Source organism: Flavilitoribacter nigricans DSM 23189 = NBRC 102662 (genome assembly GCF_002646595.1).
In the GTDB taxonomy this organism is placed as follows: domain Bacteria; phylum Bacteroidota; class Bacteroidia; order Chitinophagales; family Saprospiraceae; genus Flavilitoribacter; species Flavilitoribacter nigricans.
In genome coordinates this window covers 88,588-106,795 of record NZ_PDUD01000031.1, presented here as the reverse complement: position 1 = coordinate 106,795, position 18,208 = coordinate 88,588, and the positions used below count along the sequence as shown (strand labels likewise).

Sequence of the window (18,208 nt, the reverse complement as noted above, 5' to 3'; positions counted from 1 at the left end):
AATGGTTTCTCAACCTACGATAGGCGGTTCTAAAGCATGGGCTTTGAGCGGTCTGTTAGTCATGGGAATCACCTTCGGTTTGCAGGGCCAGACCGCTACGATTAGCGGCCACGTATTGGATCAGGCCGATAATTTCCCCCTCATTGGGGCCCACATCAGTATTCCCGAACTGGATCGGCGGACCATCACCGATGCATCCGGTTTTTTTATAATCAGCGATCTGCCGGAGGGAGAATTTCTGCTCGAAGTCAGTTATACCGGAAAAACAACCCATAGCGAAAGCATCCGCACGGGCGGGCAAAAAAAAGAGCTGAAGATCAGGCTGGAAGACGAAGCCCAGTTACTGACCGAGGTGAGTGTCCGGGCCGAAGAAGAAGAGAGTTTTGGGATGGCCCGGCTGCGGGCCGTCGAAGGCGTGGCTATTTATGAGGGAAAAAAAAGTGAAGTAGTGGTACTGCGTGACCTGGCGGCCAATCTGGCGGCCAACAACCCCCGGCAGGTCTACGGCCGGGTAGCGGGACTGAACATCTGGGAAAGCGACGGTGCCGGCCTGCAACTGGGGATCGGCGGCCGGGGACTGAGCCCTAACCGCACGGCCAACTTCAATACCCGGCAGAATGGATACGACATCAGCGCCGATGCCCTGGGATACCCCGAAAGCTACTACACACCGCCCACCGAAGCGCTGGACCGCATCCAGGTAGTACGCGGAGCGGCCTCTCTACAGTACGGTACCCAATTTGGCGGTATGCTGAATTTTGTTTTCAAAAAACCACCGGCGGACCGGAAGATCAGTCTGGTCACTCGCCAGACGGCCGGCTCCTTCGGATTTCTGGGTTCCTATAATCAACTGGCCGGCACCCTGGCGGACGGCAAATTCTCCTATTTTGGTTACTACCAGTACAAACAGGGAGACGGCTGGCGTCCGAACAGTGAGTTCCAAATGCACAACGCCTTTGCCTCCCTCTCCTGGAAACCTTCCAATCGCTGGGACATCGGCCTGGAAATGACACGGATGAGTTATCTGGCCCAGCAGGCCGGCGGACTTACCGATGCCCTTTTCGAACGGGATGCCCGGGCCTCTTACCGGGAGCGGAACTGGTTTAAGGTAGACTGGAACCTCCTGGCCCTGACCCTGGATTACCGCCTGTCGGACCGGACGCGGATCAATATCCGCAACTTCGGCCTGCTGGCGAGCCGGAGATCACTCGGCGTACTTGCCCCGATCAACGTTACGGATTTCGGAGAGAACCGGGATCTGATCGAAGGTACCTTCGAAAATATGGGTAACGAAACGCGCCTGCTGCACCGTTACCGTATGGGCGGACAGGATCACACCTTCGTTGCGGGCATTCGTCTGTACAAAGGCTATACGACCGCCCGGCAGGGAGAGGGCAACAACGGCAGTGGTCCGGATTTTTATTTTCTCGACCCGGAAAACGTGGGCAAATCCGATTACACCTTCCCGAATACCAACTACGCGGCTTTCGCCGAACACATTTTCCGATTGGGAAATAAGTGGAGCCTGACCCCCGGTATTCGTTACGAATATATCCACACCCAGGCGGAAGGTTATTACAACCAGCGGGTATACGATGCGGCCGGTAATCTGGTAGCCGAGACCCGCGAAGAAGAGACCGAAAGCCGCCGCCGGGATTTTCTGTTATTCGGACTGGGCGCCAGTTGGAAACCTTCCGAGCGTTACGAATTCTACGCGAACCTATCGCAAAATTACCGGGCGATCAATTTTTCGGATCTGCGAATCGACAATCCCAACAGTCGGATCGATCCCAATATCACGGATGAACGCGGTTTTACGGCGGACCTGGGCTGGCGCACCCGTACGGGCGGCTGGCTGTACGCGGATGTCACGGCTTTTTACGTTGCTTACCGCGACCGGATCGGGCAGGTGCTGCGTTCCGGCGAACCTCCGCTCTACAACGATTACCGCCTGCGAACCAACATCGCCGACGCCCGAAATTTAGGACTTGAGTTGTTTGCCGAGGCCGATCTCTGGCATTTTATTCGCAAGCAGGATCCCGACCACAAATTGTCGCTCTTCATCAATACTTCTCTGATCGATGCCCGCTACATCAATACGGATGATCTGTCCATCCTTAACCGGAAAGTAGAACTCGTGCCTCCGGTAACCGTACGCAGCGGCCTGACCTATCGGCATCGCGATTTTCGGACCTCCTTTATCTGGGCTTACACCGCCGAACATTTTACGGATGCCACTAATGCCCGGCGTACTTCTTCGGCGGTGAATGGGATCATCCCTGCCTACCAGGTGGCGGATCTGTCGGCTGCCTATAAATGGCGCCTGTTGACGCTGGAAGTCAGTTGTAACAACCTTTTCGACGCCCGCTACTTTACCCGCCGGGCGGAGGCCTATCCGGGGCCCGGGATCATCCCGGCGGAAGGCCGTAGCTTTTTTGTGACATTGGGGGTTGAGCTTTGATGGCAAGGGGGCGCGGCCGCAATTGGGTATGAAACCGGGAGTGGAATTACTCCGCCCCGCTTTGCTGGCCTTATCCAGACCGGTGAGACCGTATACAAGAAGATCTTTCTCGATAAGATCATCTGTGCGCCGCAGAAAGAATGGGAACCAACGACTCCGGTCCACTATCTTTGTGTGCCAACCTTCAACTATCTGGTGATGAAATTGAAATATCGCGGCCCGGACGGGCGGGAATACACTGAAGATCTGGAACCGGTTTCCGTGAGCGGCCTGTTGCTCCACGCAACTCCCGATGAGCGAATTGATCGGATAAAACGGGAAGGACTTCGAATAAAAATGCCTCGTACCAAACTATTGGCCGACATTGATGCGATCTTTTGTACGATCCCTTCCGGGACGCCCAATACCGCCGACCTGTTCCGGTACTATGATGACTGGAGCATTGTGGTGATCGATACGGATCGCATTCCGGATCACCGGTGGTATATCGATTTTTTAGCCGCAGCGGACCCCAGCAGCAATGGTCAAAATCTTCACATCCTGACCTTTCAGGATATTCCGGCCGACGCGATCCGGAAAATCATCAAATAAGCTGGTGAGGGTGGTCAAATGGCAATTTACGGAAGGGTAATTCAATCACTTTTGCAAATTACCCGTGCGTATGAAAAGTCAGGAAGAGCATTCTGGGCGTGTGGATTTTGATACTATTATCCACACGCCTATATCCTATCTGCATCTAATCCCCCGACTGGTGTTTACCTTACTGCTGCCGGGTCTGATGATGTATCTGATTCTTCCGGTCACTTTCTGGAGCTTATTCGGATCGGGGTCTACCGCCTCCCGTATCATAGAACTACCGGTTTCCCGCCTGATCTATCAGTTTGTACCACTCCTCACGGCCCTGATTTTCCTGCTGTGGCGCTGGCTTAGAAATTACAGGAAGCGACGGCTGGTGAAATTAAAATCCTACCTGATCATTCTTTTTGTGCTCTTTGCGTTCTACCCTTTTCGCCATGCGATCCTGAACTATGTAATCTCGCTGATCATTGGATAGCGTTATAACGCAATGGCAGCAAATACGGCATCGGGGAACTATTCCTTGCAGGAACGAATTGGTAGGCTGTAGCCTGGATCAGATGGTCCTGGCGTAATTACCTACAGCATGATACCGGAAATAATCACGATCAATCTGGATCTGCCCGCCCGGGAACGGTGGCAGTTTTTAGCGGACTTTAAAGCGGAGCTCAACGCACTGTTGGGGTGTTACCTGAATGATCTGGCGGGAGCGGATTTCCTCTTTGCGGAGATCGGCGAATACAAACACGAATTGATCGCTGAAGAATACCTCGAAGAAATTGATTGCATTGCCGCTCTTTCCGATTATAATCCGGACGAGGTTTTGCTGGCGAATCTATACTACGATGCGCTAAAATTCTATCTGGGATGTACGGCCTTTGCGGTGGCCACCGAAGACCAGATCCTCCACGCGCGGAACCTGGATTGGTGGACAGACAACAACCTGTTGAGTAAACACTCGAAGATCTTCGAATTCACTAAAGATGGACAGGTCATTTTTAAAACGGTTGGATGGCCGGGTTTTATCGGTGCTCTTTCCGGAGTAAAACCCGGGTATTTCTCCCTGACCCTAAATGCAGTGTCGAGTAAAGATCCGGTGGAAATCGCCACTCCGGTTTCTTTTCTGCTGCGCGATGTCCTGGCCGGAGCCAACTCTTACGTGGAGGCGAAACGACAACTGGAAACCACCACCATCGCCAGTGACTGCCTACTGTTGCTGGCGGGAACGGAGGCCACAGAAATGGCGGTAATCGAAAGAACGCCCAAAAGAAGTGCCGTTCGCCGTCCGGATTCCGATTTTATTGCGGTAACTAATGATTACAAGCTGATCAAAAACGAGTCGTTCGGGGGCAATGAACTACAGGCTACTTCCTGCGGGAGATTTGAACGTGCGGAGGAACTGCTGCGCGACCAGATCCCGGAACACGCGGCGGCCTGTATGAAGATCCTGCAGGACGATCGTATCATGATGGGCATCACCGTACAACAGATGGTTTTCGAAGTGAGGTCCGGAAAGATCGACCTGATTAAAACCTGATATTATCCTGGAAACGGTATTGCAAGCATTGTAAACAATATTCAGGCCGGCCGTACAGTAAACGACCCGCTGATCTGTTCCTGCCCGTTGACCAAGATGCTTAAGCTATGGGGGCCGGGATAGTGTTTGCGAGTCGTGAAGTCCTGGAAGCGTTGCTGCTTGCTGAATTCTTTCGTGGCACCCGCTGCGAGTTCAAATTCACTGATCTTAAATACCTTTTTGGAAATCTTGCCGCTCAGGGTTTGGTAGTCGATGGCGTATTCCAGCCGGATCATATTCGCCAGACGGCCATCGTTGCGCAGGCCGAATGCAAAATGGAACCGCCGGCCGATCGCTACGGAATCATCGTGCCGGAAGTCGTAGATGGTAACTGTGGACAGCTCCGGGTTAAAGCCGAAAAGCTCCAAAGCGGCGGGATGTCCTTTTTTGAGCAGGCCCCGGCAGGCGTGGCGCACGATCCAGTCCGTATCCGGATGATGGCCCAGCCAGCGGTCGGCGATCTCCAACACCAGATCGGGATGATCTTTGGAAATATCATTTAAATTGTTGGCTACCGAGCGGCGGACGGTCTCGGCGGGATCCTGCTTCAATTGTTCCAGTACCGGCAGCACCAGTTCGGGTTGCTTTTTGAGTACCGGGATACCCATACCCCAGGGCAGCCGGGGGCGAAACCCTTCCGTAGCCAGGCGGCGCACGTAGGGACTGGTATGACGGGCCCAGCGCTGCATCTGGGCGTACATGCGCTCCGGGTAATCGCGCAGGTAGGGGCGTACGGCAAACTCAGCGCTGGTCCATCGGGTGATCCGCTCCAGTGCGGGCAGGGAAAGATCGGGCGTATCCAGACCGAAACGTTCGATAAAATCGGCCAGGAAGCCGTACTCGAAGGCCATTTTCTCTCCGTGTTCCCGGATCAGCGCCTCCGCAGATTCCACTACGATAAAAACCGCTTCGGTATAATCCTGCGGCAGCGTTTGCTGCATGCTGGAACTGATGTGTCGCATCCGCTCTTTGAGTTCCAGAGTTTGCCATTCCGGACTAAATACCAGATCTTGAAATTCGGAAGCCGGGAATTCCGGATGGATCTGCTGCACCAGGCGGGCATAACCGGAGATCAATGCTTCGGAATAGATATCCTTGAGTTTAAACGGCGTTGGTTCCGGTTTTTTGGCACTCATATCGATCGGATGATTTTACCGGCCGTGGGAACGGCCAGAGCGGTGAAAACACATGCTAATGATAGTCCAAAGTTAGAAAACAAATCGTATGAAACAAATTGGTTGGTGGTTTTTGCAGCTGGGTGCTGCCTTTTTTGTAATCCTCTTGTTTTGCGGCAATGCGGCCCAGCCCGGGGTTTGGAATGCAGGTGGCGGTGGTTTCAATCTTTTGTTTCCGGAAGACAGCAGTGCCTACCGGAAGATCCAGATGCAACGGGAAGCGATCACGATCCAGTTATATCCGGGTTTTGCGGTGGTCAGGGGCACGTACCAGATGTACAATACGACGGCGGATAGTATATCCATCCGGGTGGGATATCCGGTAGAAGGGATCTACGATAGCGACCAGGGGATGGAGCGCAATGAGATCACCTTCGACGGTCTGTACCGTTTGAAAGTGCTGCAGGATGGTCGGCCCCGACCGGTGATCGCCGAACCGGTCCGCAGTCCCCAGCCCCAGGCGCAGACTTTTGATAATGACAACTGGTACATTTGGGAATCCGTTTTTCCCCCGCGTGCCGTAACGGAGATCAGCGTCTATTTCATGGTAAATACGAATGACGCCAAGATCACGGCGGGTTATGCGAGCGATGCCCATAATGCCTTTATCTACATCCTGGAATCCGGAAGGATCTGGCAGCAGCCGATCGAAAAAGCGGATTTTAAAATACAGTTGATGGACGGACTGGAACTGGAGGACATCTACGGTATTTCGCGCAGTATCGACTTCGCTGCCGTTCCCGCCGATGCCCTGCTTTTCGGTAGCAAAAAGAACTTTTCGCCCTTACCGTCGGATAACCTCCTGATCAATTACGGGGAGCGGGTCGGTTCCTTTGATTTTGCGGCATTGGTTGCGGAGAGCGAAACCTATTTCGCGGCGGTGGATGAATTATCCAGTCGCCGGATAGCGGAGCAACAATTGATCCCCTACGAAGAAGCGGATCCCTACCGGGTGCGGCAGATCAGTATCGTGCAATGGTTCTGGATGGGCCTCCTGATCGGCCTGCCGGCCCTGGTGGTGGTATTGATTATCCTGGGGCGGTATTTTCGGCGGCGTTCCCGAAGATGATCACAATCATGGCCGCCGGTGGTGCCGGCTAATTGTATCCGGAATTGAAAAATGGTAAATTATCGGGAGCTATAAAAGTTGGCGAACAAAGCGAAAATTAAATATATGAACATCCCTATAGGTTGTGAAGGTTTTAAGAGGTGATGGATCTATAATCGGCGAACTGCAGGCAAACGTTTGATCCGGAAGTTAGCGGAATGATATCCGCACGAAAGTCCGGGGCCCAATTACTTGCCGGTGGATGATCAGAGAAAAAAACATTGCGCATATCAGCAACCGCCAGTTGATCTGGCCGAAAACCACAGCCATGATAAAGAAACTTCCCAACAACCACGAAATCGCTCAACTGCTGGAGCATATTGCCAGCCTGCTCGAACTACAGGACGCTAATACCTTTCGGGTACAGGCCTACCGATCCGGAGCGAACCAGGTCCGGGAAGCCCAGGTAGAAATTGCCGAACTGGCGCTTTCCGACAAGCAGACCCTGCTGGATATGCCCCATATCGGCGAACGGCTGACCAACCTCATTATCGAATACGCGAAAACGGGCAAATCCCGTATCCTCCAGCGCCTCGAAGGAGAAGTGCATCCGGATGAACTATTCGAAAGTGTACCGGGCATCGGACCCGAACTGGCCGATCGTATCGTCGAAGAACTGGACATCAAAACCCTCGAGGAACTGGAACAGGCCGTGTACGACGGCCGACTGGCTAAAGTGGAAGGCTTCGGCGAAAAACGACTGGAAACCGTGCGTTTGAGTCTGGCCGGTAAGATGCGGCAGCCTTTCCGTCGTATGGATCCCACTACCAGTATGCCGGGACATCGCACCGGACCGGATCGCCCGTCGGTGGAACTCCTGCTCAGGATTGACGAGGAATATCGCACCAAAGCAAAAAACAAACAACTCAAGCGGATCGCTCCCCGCCGCTTCAACCCGGAGAACCGGGCGTGGCTGCCGATCCTCCATACGGATCTGGAAGGATGGTCCTTTACGGCCTTGTTTTCCAATACCGTCCGGGCCCATGAACTACAAAAGGTAAAGGACTGGGTGGTGATTTATTACGAAAAAGATCAGCACGAAGGGCAGGCGACCGTCGTCACGGAAACCCGCGGCAAAATGGAAGGTAAACGCGTAGTGCGGGGAAGGGAGCAGGAAAGCATGGAAATGGAAACTATCTCTTAAAGTTATCCCAAGATTATTTTTTAAAACCCGGTAAACCACAACTATCCCTATCTTCGCAGCGTTTTTATGTTCAAATTCAATTAACTTTTCTACAACTTGCTGATTAAAGCCCTACATATCACCTTGGTGTTAAGCCTCCTGACCAGTTCGGTCGGGGTGGTGATCAATCAGCATTTCTGTCAGGATGAGTTAAAAAATACCGCTCTTTTTGCTGCGGTGCAAAGCTGCCATACCACGGAGGAAACACCGGCGCCGGCCTGCCCGCATCACCAGAAGCAGAGTAAGCGCAATGGACTGGATCAGCGGGATTGCTGTAATGACAGCACCCACTTTCTCAAATCCACCCAGGAGCAGCAAATGGAGCAGCAGGATCTGCCCGTCTGGAAGGCGCTGGTAGCTACTCCGGTCGCTGCTTTTACTACTGCCTCCGTATTCAGTCAGAGCCCCGCGCAACTCAGCGGACGATTCTACCGCCCGCCTCCGCTCCCTACCGAGCCAACTATTCAGTTTCAGATTTTCCGTTTATAGATCGATCTTGTTAGCAAGTTCCACTTATCCGGCCTGCGGATAAGGGGCTTTTCGTATTTTCAGCCTAGGAGATTGATCATAGGCAGTCTCCGGGATCAGGATCAGACCTTTAGGGTAGTTCCAAGTTCATGAATGGGCCTCAATTGATCTAAACAGAGATCCGAACGGAATAGGTAATAAAGTGTTGAAATTGGCTTACAGTAGATCGACCGGCGGCGTGCTACATCCAAAAAAACGGATCATGCCGTACTGATCTGCTCCTCCACCGGCAGCATTTGCCGGTAAGCGTACCTACCTGTTTACAGCTATCGGATTTCGACCGTATAATTCTAAGCGGCAATGTTAAATAACACGATTCGATTTTTTCTGGAAAATAAGCTGGTGGTCTGGCTCTTGCTCCTGCTGTTTGTAGGATGGGGATTGGTCACGGCACCCTTTGATTTCAACATCAAGGACCTGCCGCGGGATCCCGTAGCGGTAGACGCCATTCCCGATATCGGTGAAAACCAGCAGATCGTATTTACTTCCTGGAACGGTCGGTCCCCACAGGATGTGGAAGACCAGGTGACCTATCCGCTCACCTCCGCCCTGCTGGGCATTCCCGGTGTGAAAAGTGTGCGATCCAATTCTATGTTCGGTTTTTCGAGCATTTACCTCATTTTCGAAGAAGATATAGACTTTTACTGGTCCCGGAGCCGGATCCTGGAAAAACTGAACGCGCTGCCCAACGGTACGCTGCCGGAAGGCGTGACGCCGATGTTGGGTCCGGATGCCACGGCACTCGGGCAGATCTACTGGTACACCCTGGAAGGCCGCGATAAGGACGGGCAACCGACCGGTGGCTGGGATCTGCACGAACTACGCTCCATTCAGGATTTTTACGTTCGTTACGGACTGTCTTCGGCTTCCGGAGTGTCGGAGGTGGCTTCCATCGGCGGTTTTGTCAAAGAATACCAGGTGGACGTGGATCCGGACGCCATGCGGGCCGCCGGCGTGAGTCTCAATCAGGTCATGGCGGCGATCCGGGGAAGTAATCTGGACATCGGAGCCCAGACCCTGGAGATTAACCTGGCCGAATATTTTGTTCGCGGCCTGGGCTACATCGACAATATCGAGGACATTGAGGAAAGTGTAGTGGCGGTTAACAATAATGTGCCCATCCGCGTCCGGGATGTCGCCCGGGTAAATATCGGGCCGGCTACCCGCCGTGGACTCCTCGATAAATCGGGGGCCGAAGCGGTCGGTGGGGTAGTGGTAGCCCGCTACGGCGCCAATCCCCTGGAGGTGATCAATAATGTGAAGGCGAAGATCGCCGAACTGGGCCCGGGCCTGCCGAGCAAGGAACTGGCCGACGGCACGGTGTCCAAAGTGACCATCGTACCCTTTTACGACCGGACCCAACTGATCAACGAAACCATCGGTACCCTGCAGGAAGCCCTGTCGCTGGAAGTGATCATTACCATCATTGTGGTTATTTTGATGCTATTGAATGTGCAATCCTCCCTGCTGGTGAGTGGTACCCTGCCGGTGGCGGTGCTTATGTGTTTTATCGCCATGCGGTACTTCGGGGTGGATGCCAACATCGTAGCGCTATCGGGTATTGCCATCGCGATCGGGACCATGGTCGATATGGGGATCGTACTGACGGAAAGTATGGTCAACCGAATTCGGGAAGCGCCGCCGGGAGAAAGCCTGCTGGAGAGTATTTATCAGGCTACCGTAGAAGTTGCCTCGGCGGTGATCACCGCCGTCGCCACTACCGTGATCAGCTTTTTACCGGTGTTCACGATGGAGGCCGCCGAAGGTAAGCTGTTCCGCCCGCTGGCTTTCACCAAAACTTTTGCCTTGCTGGCGGCGATCGTCATTGCTATCGCTGTGATCCCGGCGCTGGCCCATACCGTCTTTAAATTCAATTCCAAAGAAAAAAATCAACAGTGGCTGCTCAATGCCGGACTGGTAGTGGCGGCCGTGGCCGCGGGGATCTGGCTGGACCTGACCCTGGCGGCGATGATCGGTATTATCGCCCTGTTCGGATTGTTTACGGTGAGCCTGCAGGATCGCTTGTCGGAACGGCAACTCAGCCGGATCGATCTGATCAAAAATATTCTGCTGGCGGCACTGGTCGGATTTACCCTCGCCCGGATCTGGATGCCGCTGGGAGTAGCCCAGTCTATCGGCACCAATTTCCTGTTTGTGGCCATTGTCGCCGGCGTACTGATCGGTCTGTTTTGGGTGGTGATCTATTTCTACGAGTCGATACTGCGTTTTTTGCTGCGCTTCAAGTTGTTGTTCCTGGCTCTGGTCACGGTCATTGTTTTTGCCGGCTACAACGTATTCCTGGGGATTGGTGAAGAATTCATGCCTTCCCTGGATGAGGGTTCCTTTTTGTTGATGCCGACCTCCATGCCCCATTCGGGCGTACAGGAAAACCTGAAGAACCTGCGGGCACTGGATATGGCCGTGACGGCGATCCCCGAAGTGGCAACGGTAGTCGGTAAAGCCGGTCGGGTGAACAGTCCGCTGGATCCGGCCCCACTGTCGATGTACGAAAACGTTATCCTGTATCATTCGGAATACAAAACCGATGCTCAGGGGCACCGCATCCGCTACGCGGTTGATGAGAACGGGGAATACCTCCGTAACGAGAAAGACGAATTAATCCCGGATAAGAACGGGCAGTATTTCCGGCAGTGGCGGGATCACATCCACAGTCCGGATGATATCTGGAATGAGATTGTGGCCGTCACCAAACTGCCGGGGGTAACCTCCGCACCGAAACTGCAACCCATTGAGACCCGTCTGGTCATGCTGCAAACGGGCATGCGGGCGCCCATGGGGATCAAGGTACAGGGGCCGGACCTGAAAACCATCGAGGATTTCGGGCTGCAACTCGAACAATTGCTCAAAGATGTGGACGGCGTGAAAGACGCTGCCGTTTTTGCGGACCGCATCGTGGGCAAGCCCTATCTGCTACTGGATATTGACCGGGCGGCTATTGCCCGTTACGGTCTACGGATCGATGAGGTGCAAACCTACATTCAGACGGCTATCGGCGGGATGCCGATGACAACTACCGTCGAGGGGCGCGAGCGCTACCCGGTGCGCATCCGTTATCCGCGGGAAATGCGGGATGATCCGGAAGCGATCAAACGTATTCTGATCAGTACCCGGACCGGTGAGCAGATACCACTGGGGCAACTGGTAAAGATCCGCTACGAGCAGGGCCCCCAATCGATCAAGAGCGAAGACGGATTCCTGATCGGTTACGTCCTGTTCGACCGGGAGAAAGAATTTGCGGAAGTGGAGGTTGTGGAAAATGCCCAACGACTCATTCAGGAGCAGGCGGACGCCGGTGAGTTGGATATACCTCCGGGCATCAGCTACCGTTTTGCCGGTACCTACGAGCAGCAACTGCGGGCGAGCAAACGCCTGAGTATCGTTTTGCCGATCGCGCTCGGAATGATCTTCCTGATTCTGTACTTTCAGTTTCGTTCCGTGGCGATCACCGCTATGGTGTTCACCGGGGTATTCGTCGCTTTCTCGGGCGGTTTCATCATGATCTGGCTGTACGGACAGGACTGGTTCTTCAATTTCGATTTCCTGGGTACGAATATGCGATCCCTTTTCCAGATGCAGAACATTAACCTCAGTGTGGCGGTCTGGGTAGGATTTTTAGCGCTTTTCGGTATTGCAACCGATGACGGCGTACTGGTGGCTACTTTTCTCAAAGATAGCTTCCGGCGCAATGATCCGGAAACTGTGCCCGAGATCCGCGATGCCGTACTGGAAGGCGGTCTGCGCCGGGTGCGTCCGGCCATGATGACCACCGCTACGACCATACTGGCGCTGCTGCCCATCCTTACCTCTACGGGACGGGGCGCGGATATCATGCTGCCGATGGCGATCCCTTCATTTGGAGGCATGTTGCTGCAGGTGGTCACCATGTTTACGGTACCGGTGCTGTTTTCCCTGTGGAAAGAGACGAATTTGAAATTCAAACGCCGGCGGGGGACTTCGGCGGCATAGGACGGGGCGTTGTTCCCGGATTAACAATTCCCAAATACGGGCTGATATCTCCGGCACCAGGCCGGGGGCAGCCCCAAAGCGGTATCGTTCTGGCGGAAGGGTACTGTCTAATAAGAGAGATCATGAACAAAATTGCAAATCATAAATTGCCGCTTTCGGAATGGCGGCTTTGGGGAGCCGGCACTGCTGGTGATGCGGTGTATTCCCTGATCCGGCGGCTCGGGCTGGGTTGCCTGTTCCTGTTGCCGGCATTTGGTCTGGCCGGACAGCCTCTGGATACCCTGCTGGCGGCGATCCCGGAGAATAATCCGGAATTGAAGGCCCTGGAGCTCGAGTACCGGGCTGCACTGCAGATCGCTCCCCAGGTAAGTCAGTTGCCGGACCCGGATCTGAAATTAGGTTGGTTTATGCTGCCTCCGGAAACCCGTCTGGGGCCACAGCGATTCTGGTGGATCTTCAACCAGAAACTACCCTGGCCGGGAAAATTGGAAGCCCAAAAGGATCTGGCTCTGGCCCGGGCGGCTCCGCTGCTGGAAAAGGTGGCTGCCCGCAAACTGGTGCTGGAGCAAAACCTGCGAAAATCCTGGCTGGAACTATACCGGCTCAACAAGCTCCAGGAAGTAATAGAGGAACAGCTCGAGATCTACGAAAGTCTCGAAGAAGTAGCGCTGGCTAAAGTGGAGAATAACCGGGGTGGGACGGTAGACGTCTACCGGATCCAACTGCAACGCAACGAACTGCAGCAGAAGATGACCCAGCTGGAGATCGAAAAATCCAAACCACAGGCGGAGATCAACCGGGTTCTGGGCCGTCCGTCCAATGCCGGAGTAACCATTACGGGCTTTATGGGCATTCCCGAATTGCCGGTAAACCTGGAGGATCTGCTCACCCGGATCACCACGGACCACCCGATGCTGCGCATTCTGGAATTGCAACAGGAGGTTTCCCGACAGGCCTTGGCGGTCAGTGACCTGGACAGTAAACCGGATTTCACCGTCGGTCTCGATTATTTTCTGGTAGGGAAGCGTACCGATGCGGATCCGATGGGTAACGGCCGGGACATTCTCATGCCGCACGTGATGATGACTATTCCACTGAATAAGGGAAAGTACCGGGCCAAAGAACAGGAAGAAGCCCTGCGTATCCAGGCCCTGGATCAGCACCAGCTGGATCAGTTGAATGCTTTCCGGTCGATGGTGGAGATGGCGCTGACGAATTATCGGTCCGCCCAGAGTGAGATCGATTTTCTGGACGAACAGGCTTATTTGTTGCGGACAACGCTGCGGGTCGCCCAGACGGATTATGCGAACGGGAAACGTTCGTTTGAAGAATTATTACAGCTACAGGAAAAACTGATCGGATACAAGGAACGCCACCTGGCTTCCCTGATCCGGATGCATATTGTGATGGCGGATCTACGGTTTTATCTGCTCTTTTAGCAGCAGCTGGTACAAACGAAAGATTTTTCAGCTTTCACCAACTGGCCTTACAGCAAAGTGGTGATTACACAAAAAACAACAATTATGAAATGGTTATATATTCTATTCGCGATGCTTGGTGGGCTCGGCCTGGGGTATTTGCTGTTTGGTGGAAATGAGGCAGTGCCCGTAGAGGAACACCAACACGACATGACAGCAACTGCCGGGGGGGCGGAAATCTGGACCTGTTCGATGCACCCCCAGATCCGCCAGCCGGAACCCGGGATCTGCCCGATCTGTGAAATGGATCTGATCCCGCTGGACCAGAATATGTCCGATGATCCGCTGGTATTGAAAATGACCGAACAGGCCGTAGCGCTGGCCCGCATTGCCACCACCGAGGTGGGTACGGCTACCGCCACCGGCGATACGCTGGAACTCAACGGAAAGATCAAAGCCGACGAACGGCGGGCGGCTTCCCAGGTTGCCCATGTACCCGGACGGATCGAGCAGCTTTTCGTTACCTTCACCGGCGAACGGGTAAAGGCCGGGCAAAAACTGGCTACGGTCTACTCCCCGGAGCTGGTCACCGCCCAGAAGGAATTGCTGGAAGCCCTGCGCTTTGCGGGTACCAATATGGATCTGGCCGAAGCCAGCCGGCAGAAACTTCGCAACTGGAAGATCGACGAAGCGACCATTCAGCAGATCCAGAGCTCCGGAGAGATCATCAGCAATGTAACGATCTACGCCGACCGGGCCGGAGTGGTAATGGATAAACGCGTGAATGTCGGCGATTACATCAAACAGGGAGAAGCTTTGTTTACCCTGGCTGACCTCGGCCGCCTTTGGGTGCTGTTTGATGCCTACGAGGAAGATCTCGCCAATATTAAGGTAGGGGATCGGGTGCTGTTCTCCACCCCCGCTTTGCCGGGGCGGAAGTTTACCGCCTCCCTTTCCTTTATCGATCCGCTCATCAATGCCGGTACGCGGGTAGCGGCCACCCGGGCGGAGATCAACAATCCCGGTGGTGTCCTGAAACCGGAAATGTTCGTTCGGGGCCAGATCGCCCTGCGCCGGGGAGAAGCCGGTGCGGAGATCAGCGTACCGAAAACCGCCGTTCTGTGGACGGGAGATCGCTCGGTGGTCTACGTGGAAGTACCGAATATGGAGGTACCTTCCTACGAGTACCGGGAAGTCACGCTGGGCGACCGGGTGGGCAATCAATACCTGATCCGGGAGGGGCTGCAGCCCGGCGACCGGGTCGTGACCAACGGCGCTTTTTCGATAGATGCGGCCGCCCAGCTCAACAACCAGCTGAGTATGATGAACCGCGATGTTCAGGTCCAGGGGCAGGACATGGTCATGGAAATGGCGGTGCCTGACTACCGGGCGGAAACGCCATCGGCTTTCAAAGAACAGGTCGGAGCGCTGGCGCTGGCTTACCTCGCACTCAAGGATGCTTTCGTCAATACCGACCCGCAGGCCGTCACCCAAGCTGCCGGCAATTTCCGGGATCGCCTGGAAGGGGTGGATATGATGCTACTCAAAGGGGACGCCCACACGTACTGGATGCAGCAGCTGGAAGCTCTGGATGTGCATTCCCGGAATATGATCGGCCAGGAGGAGATCGAAGCCCAGCGGCGGCAGTTCGATTTCCTGTCCCAGGCGCTGATCCATACGGTGAAAGCCTTTGGTGCGGAGGGCGAGGCGCTCTACGTACAGCACTGTCCTATGGCGTTCGATAATGAGGGTGCCGACTGGATCAGTAACGAAGAAACGATCCGTAACCCCTATTTCGGAGAAAAGATGATGAAGTGTGGCTCGGTACTGGAGCAGTTAACTGATTAGATCTTTGGGGATTCTCCAATTACGCTCCGCAGCTATAGGGCAGGGCTGTTCAGTTCTATAAAAACGCAATGCGAATTTTTCAATTACAATGTCAAGCACAATAGCAATAGCAAGCAAAAGGCAGCTTTCTGCTCCGATTTTGACCTTTTCGCCTGATGTTGAGTTATTGAAATTGCTATTGCCATTGAAATTGCCATTTTTTATATTCAATAATTTGAGAACTGAACAGCCCTAGCAGCTATAGGGGGTAAACGGCGCAATGTTCATCTTTCTGACAGTTGCTCACCGGATCTAAAGACGTGGTGTTAGCCAAAGGTTACGCTATCTTTGATCGGATAAAAGGAAAAGGTATGTTCGGGTCATTGCGCCGTTTACAAAATGCTCTCATGAATAAGTTACCCTGGAAACGTTATCTCCTGCACGCGCTGGGTGAGGTAGTGCTGATCGTCATCGGTTTACTGATCGCTCTTTCGCTGAACAGTGCGGTGGAGGAGCGAAAATGGCGGAAAAAGGAAAAGACTTTTCTGGAAGATTTCCAGAAAGCTTTGCTGCTCGAGATCCATGATATCCAGGAAAACCGGGAGGCCATGATCGAATGGTCCGCATCGATCGGGGTGATCGACACCTTCCTGCAATCCGACCGGCCCTATCACGATACCCTGGATCAACATTTCAGAAATCTGGCCAACTTCGTCTTTTTTATTCCGACGAGCCGGCCGAAGTTCGAGGAGCTGAAGTCGCTGGGTTTTGATCTGATCAGCGACCCGGAGATCCGCCAGCAGATGCTGGCTTATTATGAATTACACGTCCCCTACATTTACGAATACGAAGGCCAGGCCGATCTGGCCCGCGAGGACTTGCGGGCCTATTACCTGGATCATTTCTCCGGTTGGGCGTATTACGGTGCCCGGCCGGATGATGTGGAATTTATCCGGCAGGACAAGCGTTTTCAGCATCTGGTAGAACAGCAGGCTTACTTCTGGAAGACCCTGGAATACGTTTACCAAGATACCGGGATCAAGGCCCGGGAACTTCACGATGCGATCTGCGAAAAAATGGAGATCTGCTAACTATTATTTAGGACCCGCTCTTTTGGGTATCCATTTCGGCCAGCATTTTTTCCAGTTCACTTACCCGCTCAACGAGGCTGTCCAGGTTGCGGAAATGAATATAGTTTTTCCGGTATTTCATCACATCCATAGACGGACTGCCCATTTGCACCGAACCGGGTTTCCGGATACTTTTGGATACGCCCGACTGGGCGGCCAGCATAGTATTGTCCGCGATCACCAGGTGATCAATGACCCCAACCTGTCCGCTAAACATACAGTTCTTCCCAATAACCGTAGAACCGGCCACCACATTGTGGGCCGCCAGATAGCTGTTTTCTTTGATCTCCACATTGTGGGCGATGTGCACCAGATTATCCAGCTTGACCCCATCCCGCAGTATGGTGGAACCGAGCGTAGCGCGGTCGATGGAACAGTTGGAACCCAGTTCTACATTGTTGCCGAGAACGACATTACCGATTTGCGGGATCTTTTTGCCGCCGTCCTGCAGGGCAAAGCGGAAACCGTCACTGCCGACCACCGTACCCGAATGGAGGATGCAGTCGTTGCCGATGACACAGTCGGAGTAGATCTTCACACCGGCAAAAAGCACCGTGTTGTCGCCGATGGTGACGTTCTCTCCCACATAGACCTGCGGGTAGATCTTGACATTTTTACCGATGCGGGCATTGTCGGCTATCACCGCAAATTCCCCAACGTAGGCGTCCGCTCCCACCGTGGCCGATTCCGCGATGTAGGATTGTTCGGAAATGCCGCTCTTGGCCAGTTTGACCTCGTTGTACATCTCGAGGAGTTGGGCAAAGGCATTTTCCGCATTGGCTACCCGGATCAGCGTAGCCCTGATGGGAGCCGTGGCTTCGAAGTCCTCATTGACGATCACGATACTGGCGTCAGTGGTATAGATATATTGGGTGTATTTGGGATTGGCCAGGAAGGAGATCGTTCCCGGCGCGCCACCTTCAATGCGGGAGACATTGCTCACTTCGGCGTTTTCATCTCCTTCTATCTTTCCTTTCAATACGGCTGCGATCTGGGCGGCGGTAAATTTCATAAGGTGCGTTTTTTGTTATTATGCAGATAATTGTTTTCGTTCTATACTTGACAACATGTGATTTTGTGCAAATGAAGATCCCCCTCAGAACTTCGGCCAGCTCCCCCAGCCATACGGCCCGTACCGGGGTGGAGCACAACCATCCATTAAGCAAGGTGCTATCCTCCTCGGGAGGAGGTGCCCGCCCAGAACGGGCCCGTACGGGCAGGGCGGAGGAGGAATATCAA

At 53.8% G+C, this 18,208-nt stretch carries 13 protein-coding genes; 11 read left to right on the top strand and 2 right to left on the bottom strand.

Going from position 1 to position 18,208, the window contains the following annotated elements:
* Positions 1-43 precede the first annotated feature (43 nt).
* From CRP01_RS26415 to CRP01_RS26400, 4 genes are all read left to right on the top strand, one after another.
* Complete coding sequence (locus tag CRP01_RS26415) at positions 44-2,461, top strand: TonB-dependent receptor (protein WP_170110549.1); 2,418 nt, start codon at positions 44-46, stop codon at positions 2,459-2,461.
* Positions 2,462-2,659: 198 nt separating this feature from the next.
* Positions 2,660-3,052, top strand: a complete 393-nt coding sequence (locus CRP01_RS26410) for a hypothetical protein (RefSeq protein ID WP_099153119.1) — start codon at positions 2,660-2,662, stop codon at positions 3,050-3,052.
* Positions 3,053-3,122: 70 nt separating this feature from the next.
* On the top strand, positions 3,123-3,515 hold the full coding sequence (locus CRP01_RS26405) for a hypothetical protein (RefSeq protein WP_099153118.1): 393 nt from the start codon (positions 3,123-3,125) through the stop codon (positions 3,513-3,515).
* Positions 3,516-3,623: 108 nt separating this feature from the next.
* On the top strand, positions 3,624-4,574 hold the full coding sequence (locus CRP01_RS26400; protein ID WP_099153117.1) for a C45 family autoproteolytic acyltransferase/hydolase: 951 nt from the start codon (positions 3,624-3,626) through the stop codon (positions 4,572-4,574).
* A gap of 41 nt (positions 4,575-4,615) precedes the next feature.
* Here CRP01_RS26400 and CRP01_RS26395 read toward each other — a convergent pair whose 3' ends face one another.
* Positions 4,616-5,749 (bottom strand): DNA alkylation repair protein, encoded by a 1,134-nt coding sequence (locus CRP01_RS26395; RefSeq protein WP_099153116.1) that lies wholly within the window; start codon positions 5,747-5,749, stop codon positions 4,616-4,618.
* Positions 5,750-5,837: 88 nt separating this feature from the next.
* Between CRP01_RS26395 and CRP01_RS26390 the strand changes: the two genes are divergently transcribed.
* From CRP01_RS26390 to CRP01_RS26355, 7 genes are all read left to right on the top strand, one after another.
* A complete protein-coding gene (locus tag CRP01_RS26390) occupies positions 5,838-6,857 on the top strand; it encodes a hypothetical protein (RefSeq protein WP_099153115.1) in 1,020 nt (339 codons plus the stop codon).
* A 307-nt stretch (positions 6,858-7,164) separates the two neighbouring features.
* A complete protein-coding gene (locus CRP01_RS26385; protein ID WP_099153157.1) occupies positions 7,165-8,040 on the top strand; it encodes a helix-hairpin-helix domain-containing protein in 876 nt (291 codons plus the stop codon).
* A gap of 123 nt (positions 8,041-8,163) precedes the next feature.
* Positions 8,164-8,568, top strand: a complete 405-nt coding sequence (locus CRP01_RS26380; RefSeq protein WP_143473541.1) for an HYC_CC_PP family protein — start codon at positions 8,164-8,166, stop codon at positions 8,566-8,568.
* Positions 8,569-8,907: 339 nt separating this feature from the next.
* A complete protein-coding gene (locus tag CRP01_RS26375) occupies positions 8,908-12,594 on the top strand; it encodes an efflux RND transporter permease subunit (protein WP_099153113.1) in 3,687 nt (1,228 codons plus the stop codon).
* Positions 12,595-12,716: 122 nt separating this feature from the next.
* A complete protein-coding gene (locus CRP01_RS26370) occupies positions 12,717-14,033 on the top strand; it encodes a TolC family protein (protein WP_099153112.1) in 1,317 nt (438 codons plus the stop codon).
* A gap of 84 nt (positions 14,034-14,117) precedes the next feature.
* Positions 14,118-15,860, top strand: coding sequence for an efflux RND transporter periplasmic adaptor subunit (locus CRP01_RS26365; protein ID WP_099153111.1), 1,743 nt, complete (start codon positions 14,118-14,120; stop codon positions 15,858-15,860).
* 386 nt (positions 15,861-16,246) lie between these two features.
* Positions 16,247-16,930 (top strand): hypothetical protein, encoded by a 684-nt coding sequence (locus tag CRP01_RS26355; protein WP_099153109.1) that lies wholly within the window; start codon positions 16,247-16,249, stop codon positions 16,928-16,930.
* 7 nt (positions 16,931-16,937) lie between these two features.
* Here CRP01_RS26355 and lpxD read toward each other — a convergent pair whose 3' ends face one another.
* Positions 16,938-17,981: a UDP-3-O-(3-hydroxymyristoyl)glucosamine N-acyltransferase gene (gene lpxD, locus CRP01_RS26350; RefSeq protein WP_099153108.1), complete on the bottom strand. Its 1,044-nt coding sequence runs from the start codon at positions 17,979-17,981 to the stop codon at positions 16,938-16,940.
* Positions 17,982-18,208 lie beyond the last annotated feature (227 nt).

Coding starts and splice junctions, on each gene's coding strand:
- CRP01_RS26405 (WP_099153118.1), top strand. CDS start 3,123: ATGAAAAGTCAGGAAGAGCATTCTGGGCGTGTGGATTTTGATACTATT.
- CRP01_RS26395 (WP_099153116.1), bottom strand. CDS start 5,749: ATGAGTGCCAAAAAACCGGAACCAACGCCGTTTAAACTCAAGGATATC.
- CRP01_RS26365 (WP_099153111.1), top strand. CDS start 14,118: ATGAAATGGTTATATATTCTATTCGCGATGCTTGGTGGGCTCGGCCTG.
- CRP01_RS26390 (WP_099153115.1), top strand. CDS start 5,838: ATGAAACAAATTGGTTGGTGGTTTTTGCAGCTGGGTGCTGCCTTTTTT.
- CRP01_RS26410 (WP_099153119.1), top strand. CDS start 2,660: ATGAAATTGAAATATCGCGGCCCGGACGGGCGGGAATACACTGAAGAT.
- lpxD (WP_099153108.1), bottom strand. CDS start 17,981: ATGAAATTTACCGCCGCCCAGATCGCAGCCGTATTGAAAGGAAAGATA.
- CRP01_RS26385 (WP_099153157.1), top strand. CDS start 7,165: ATGATAAAGAAACTTCCCAACAACCACGAAATCGCTCAACTGCTGGAG.
- CRP01_RS26355 (WP_099153109.1), top strand. CDS start 16,247: ATGAATAAGTTACCCTGGAAACGTTATCTCCTGCACGCGCTGGGTGAG.
- CRP01_RS26375 (WP_099153113.1), top strand. CDS start 8,908: ATGTTAAATAACACGATTCGATTTTTTCTGGAAAATAAGCTGGTGGTC.
- CRP01_RS26400 (WP_099153117.1), top strand. CDS start 3,624: ATGATACCGGAAATAATCACGATCAATCTGGATCTGCCCGCCCGGGAA.
- CRP01_RS26370 (WP_099153112.1), top strand. CDS start 12,717: ATGAACAAAATTGCAAATCATAAATTGCCGCTTTCGGAATGGCGGCTT.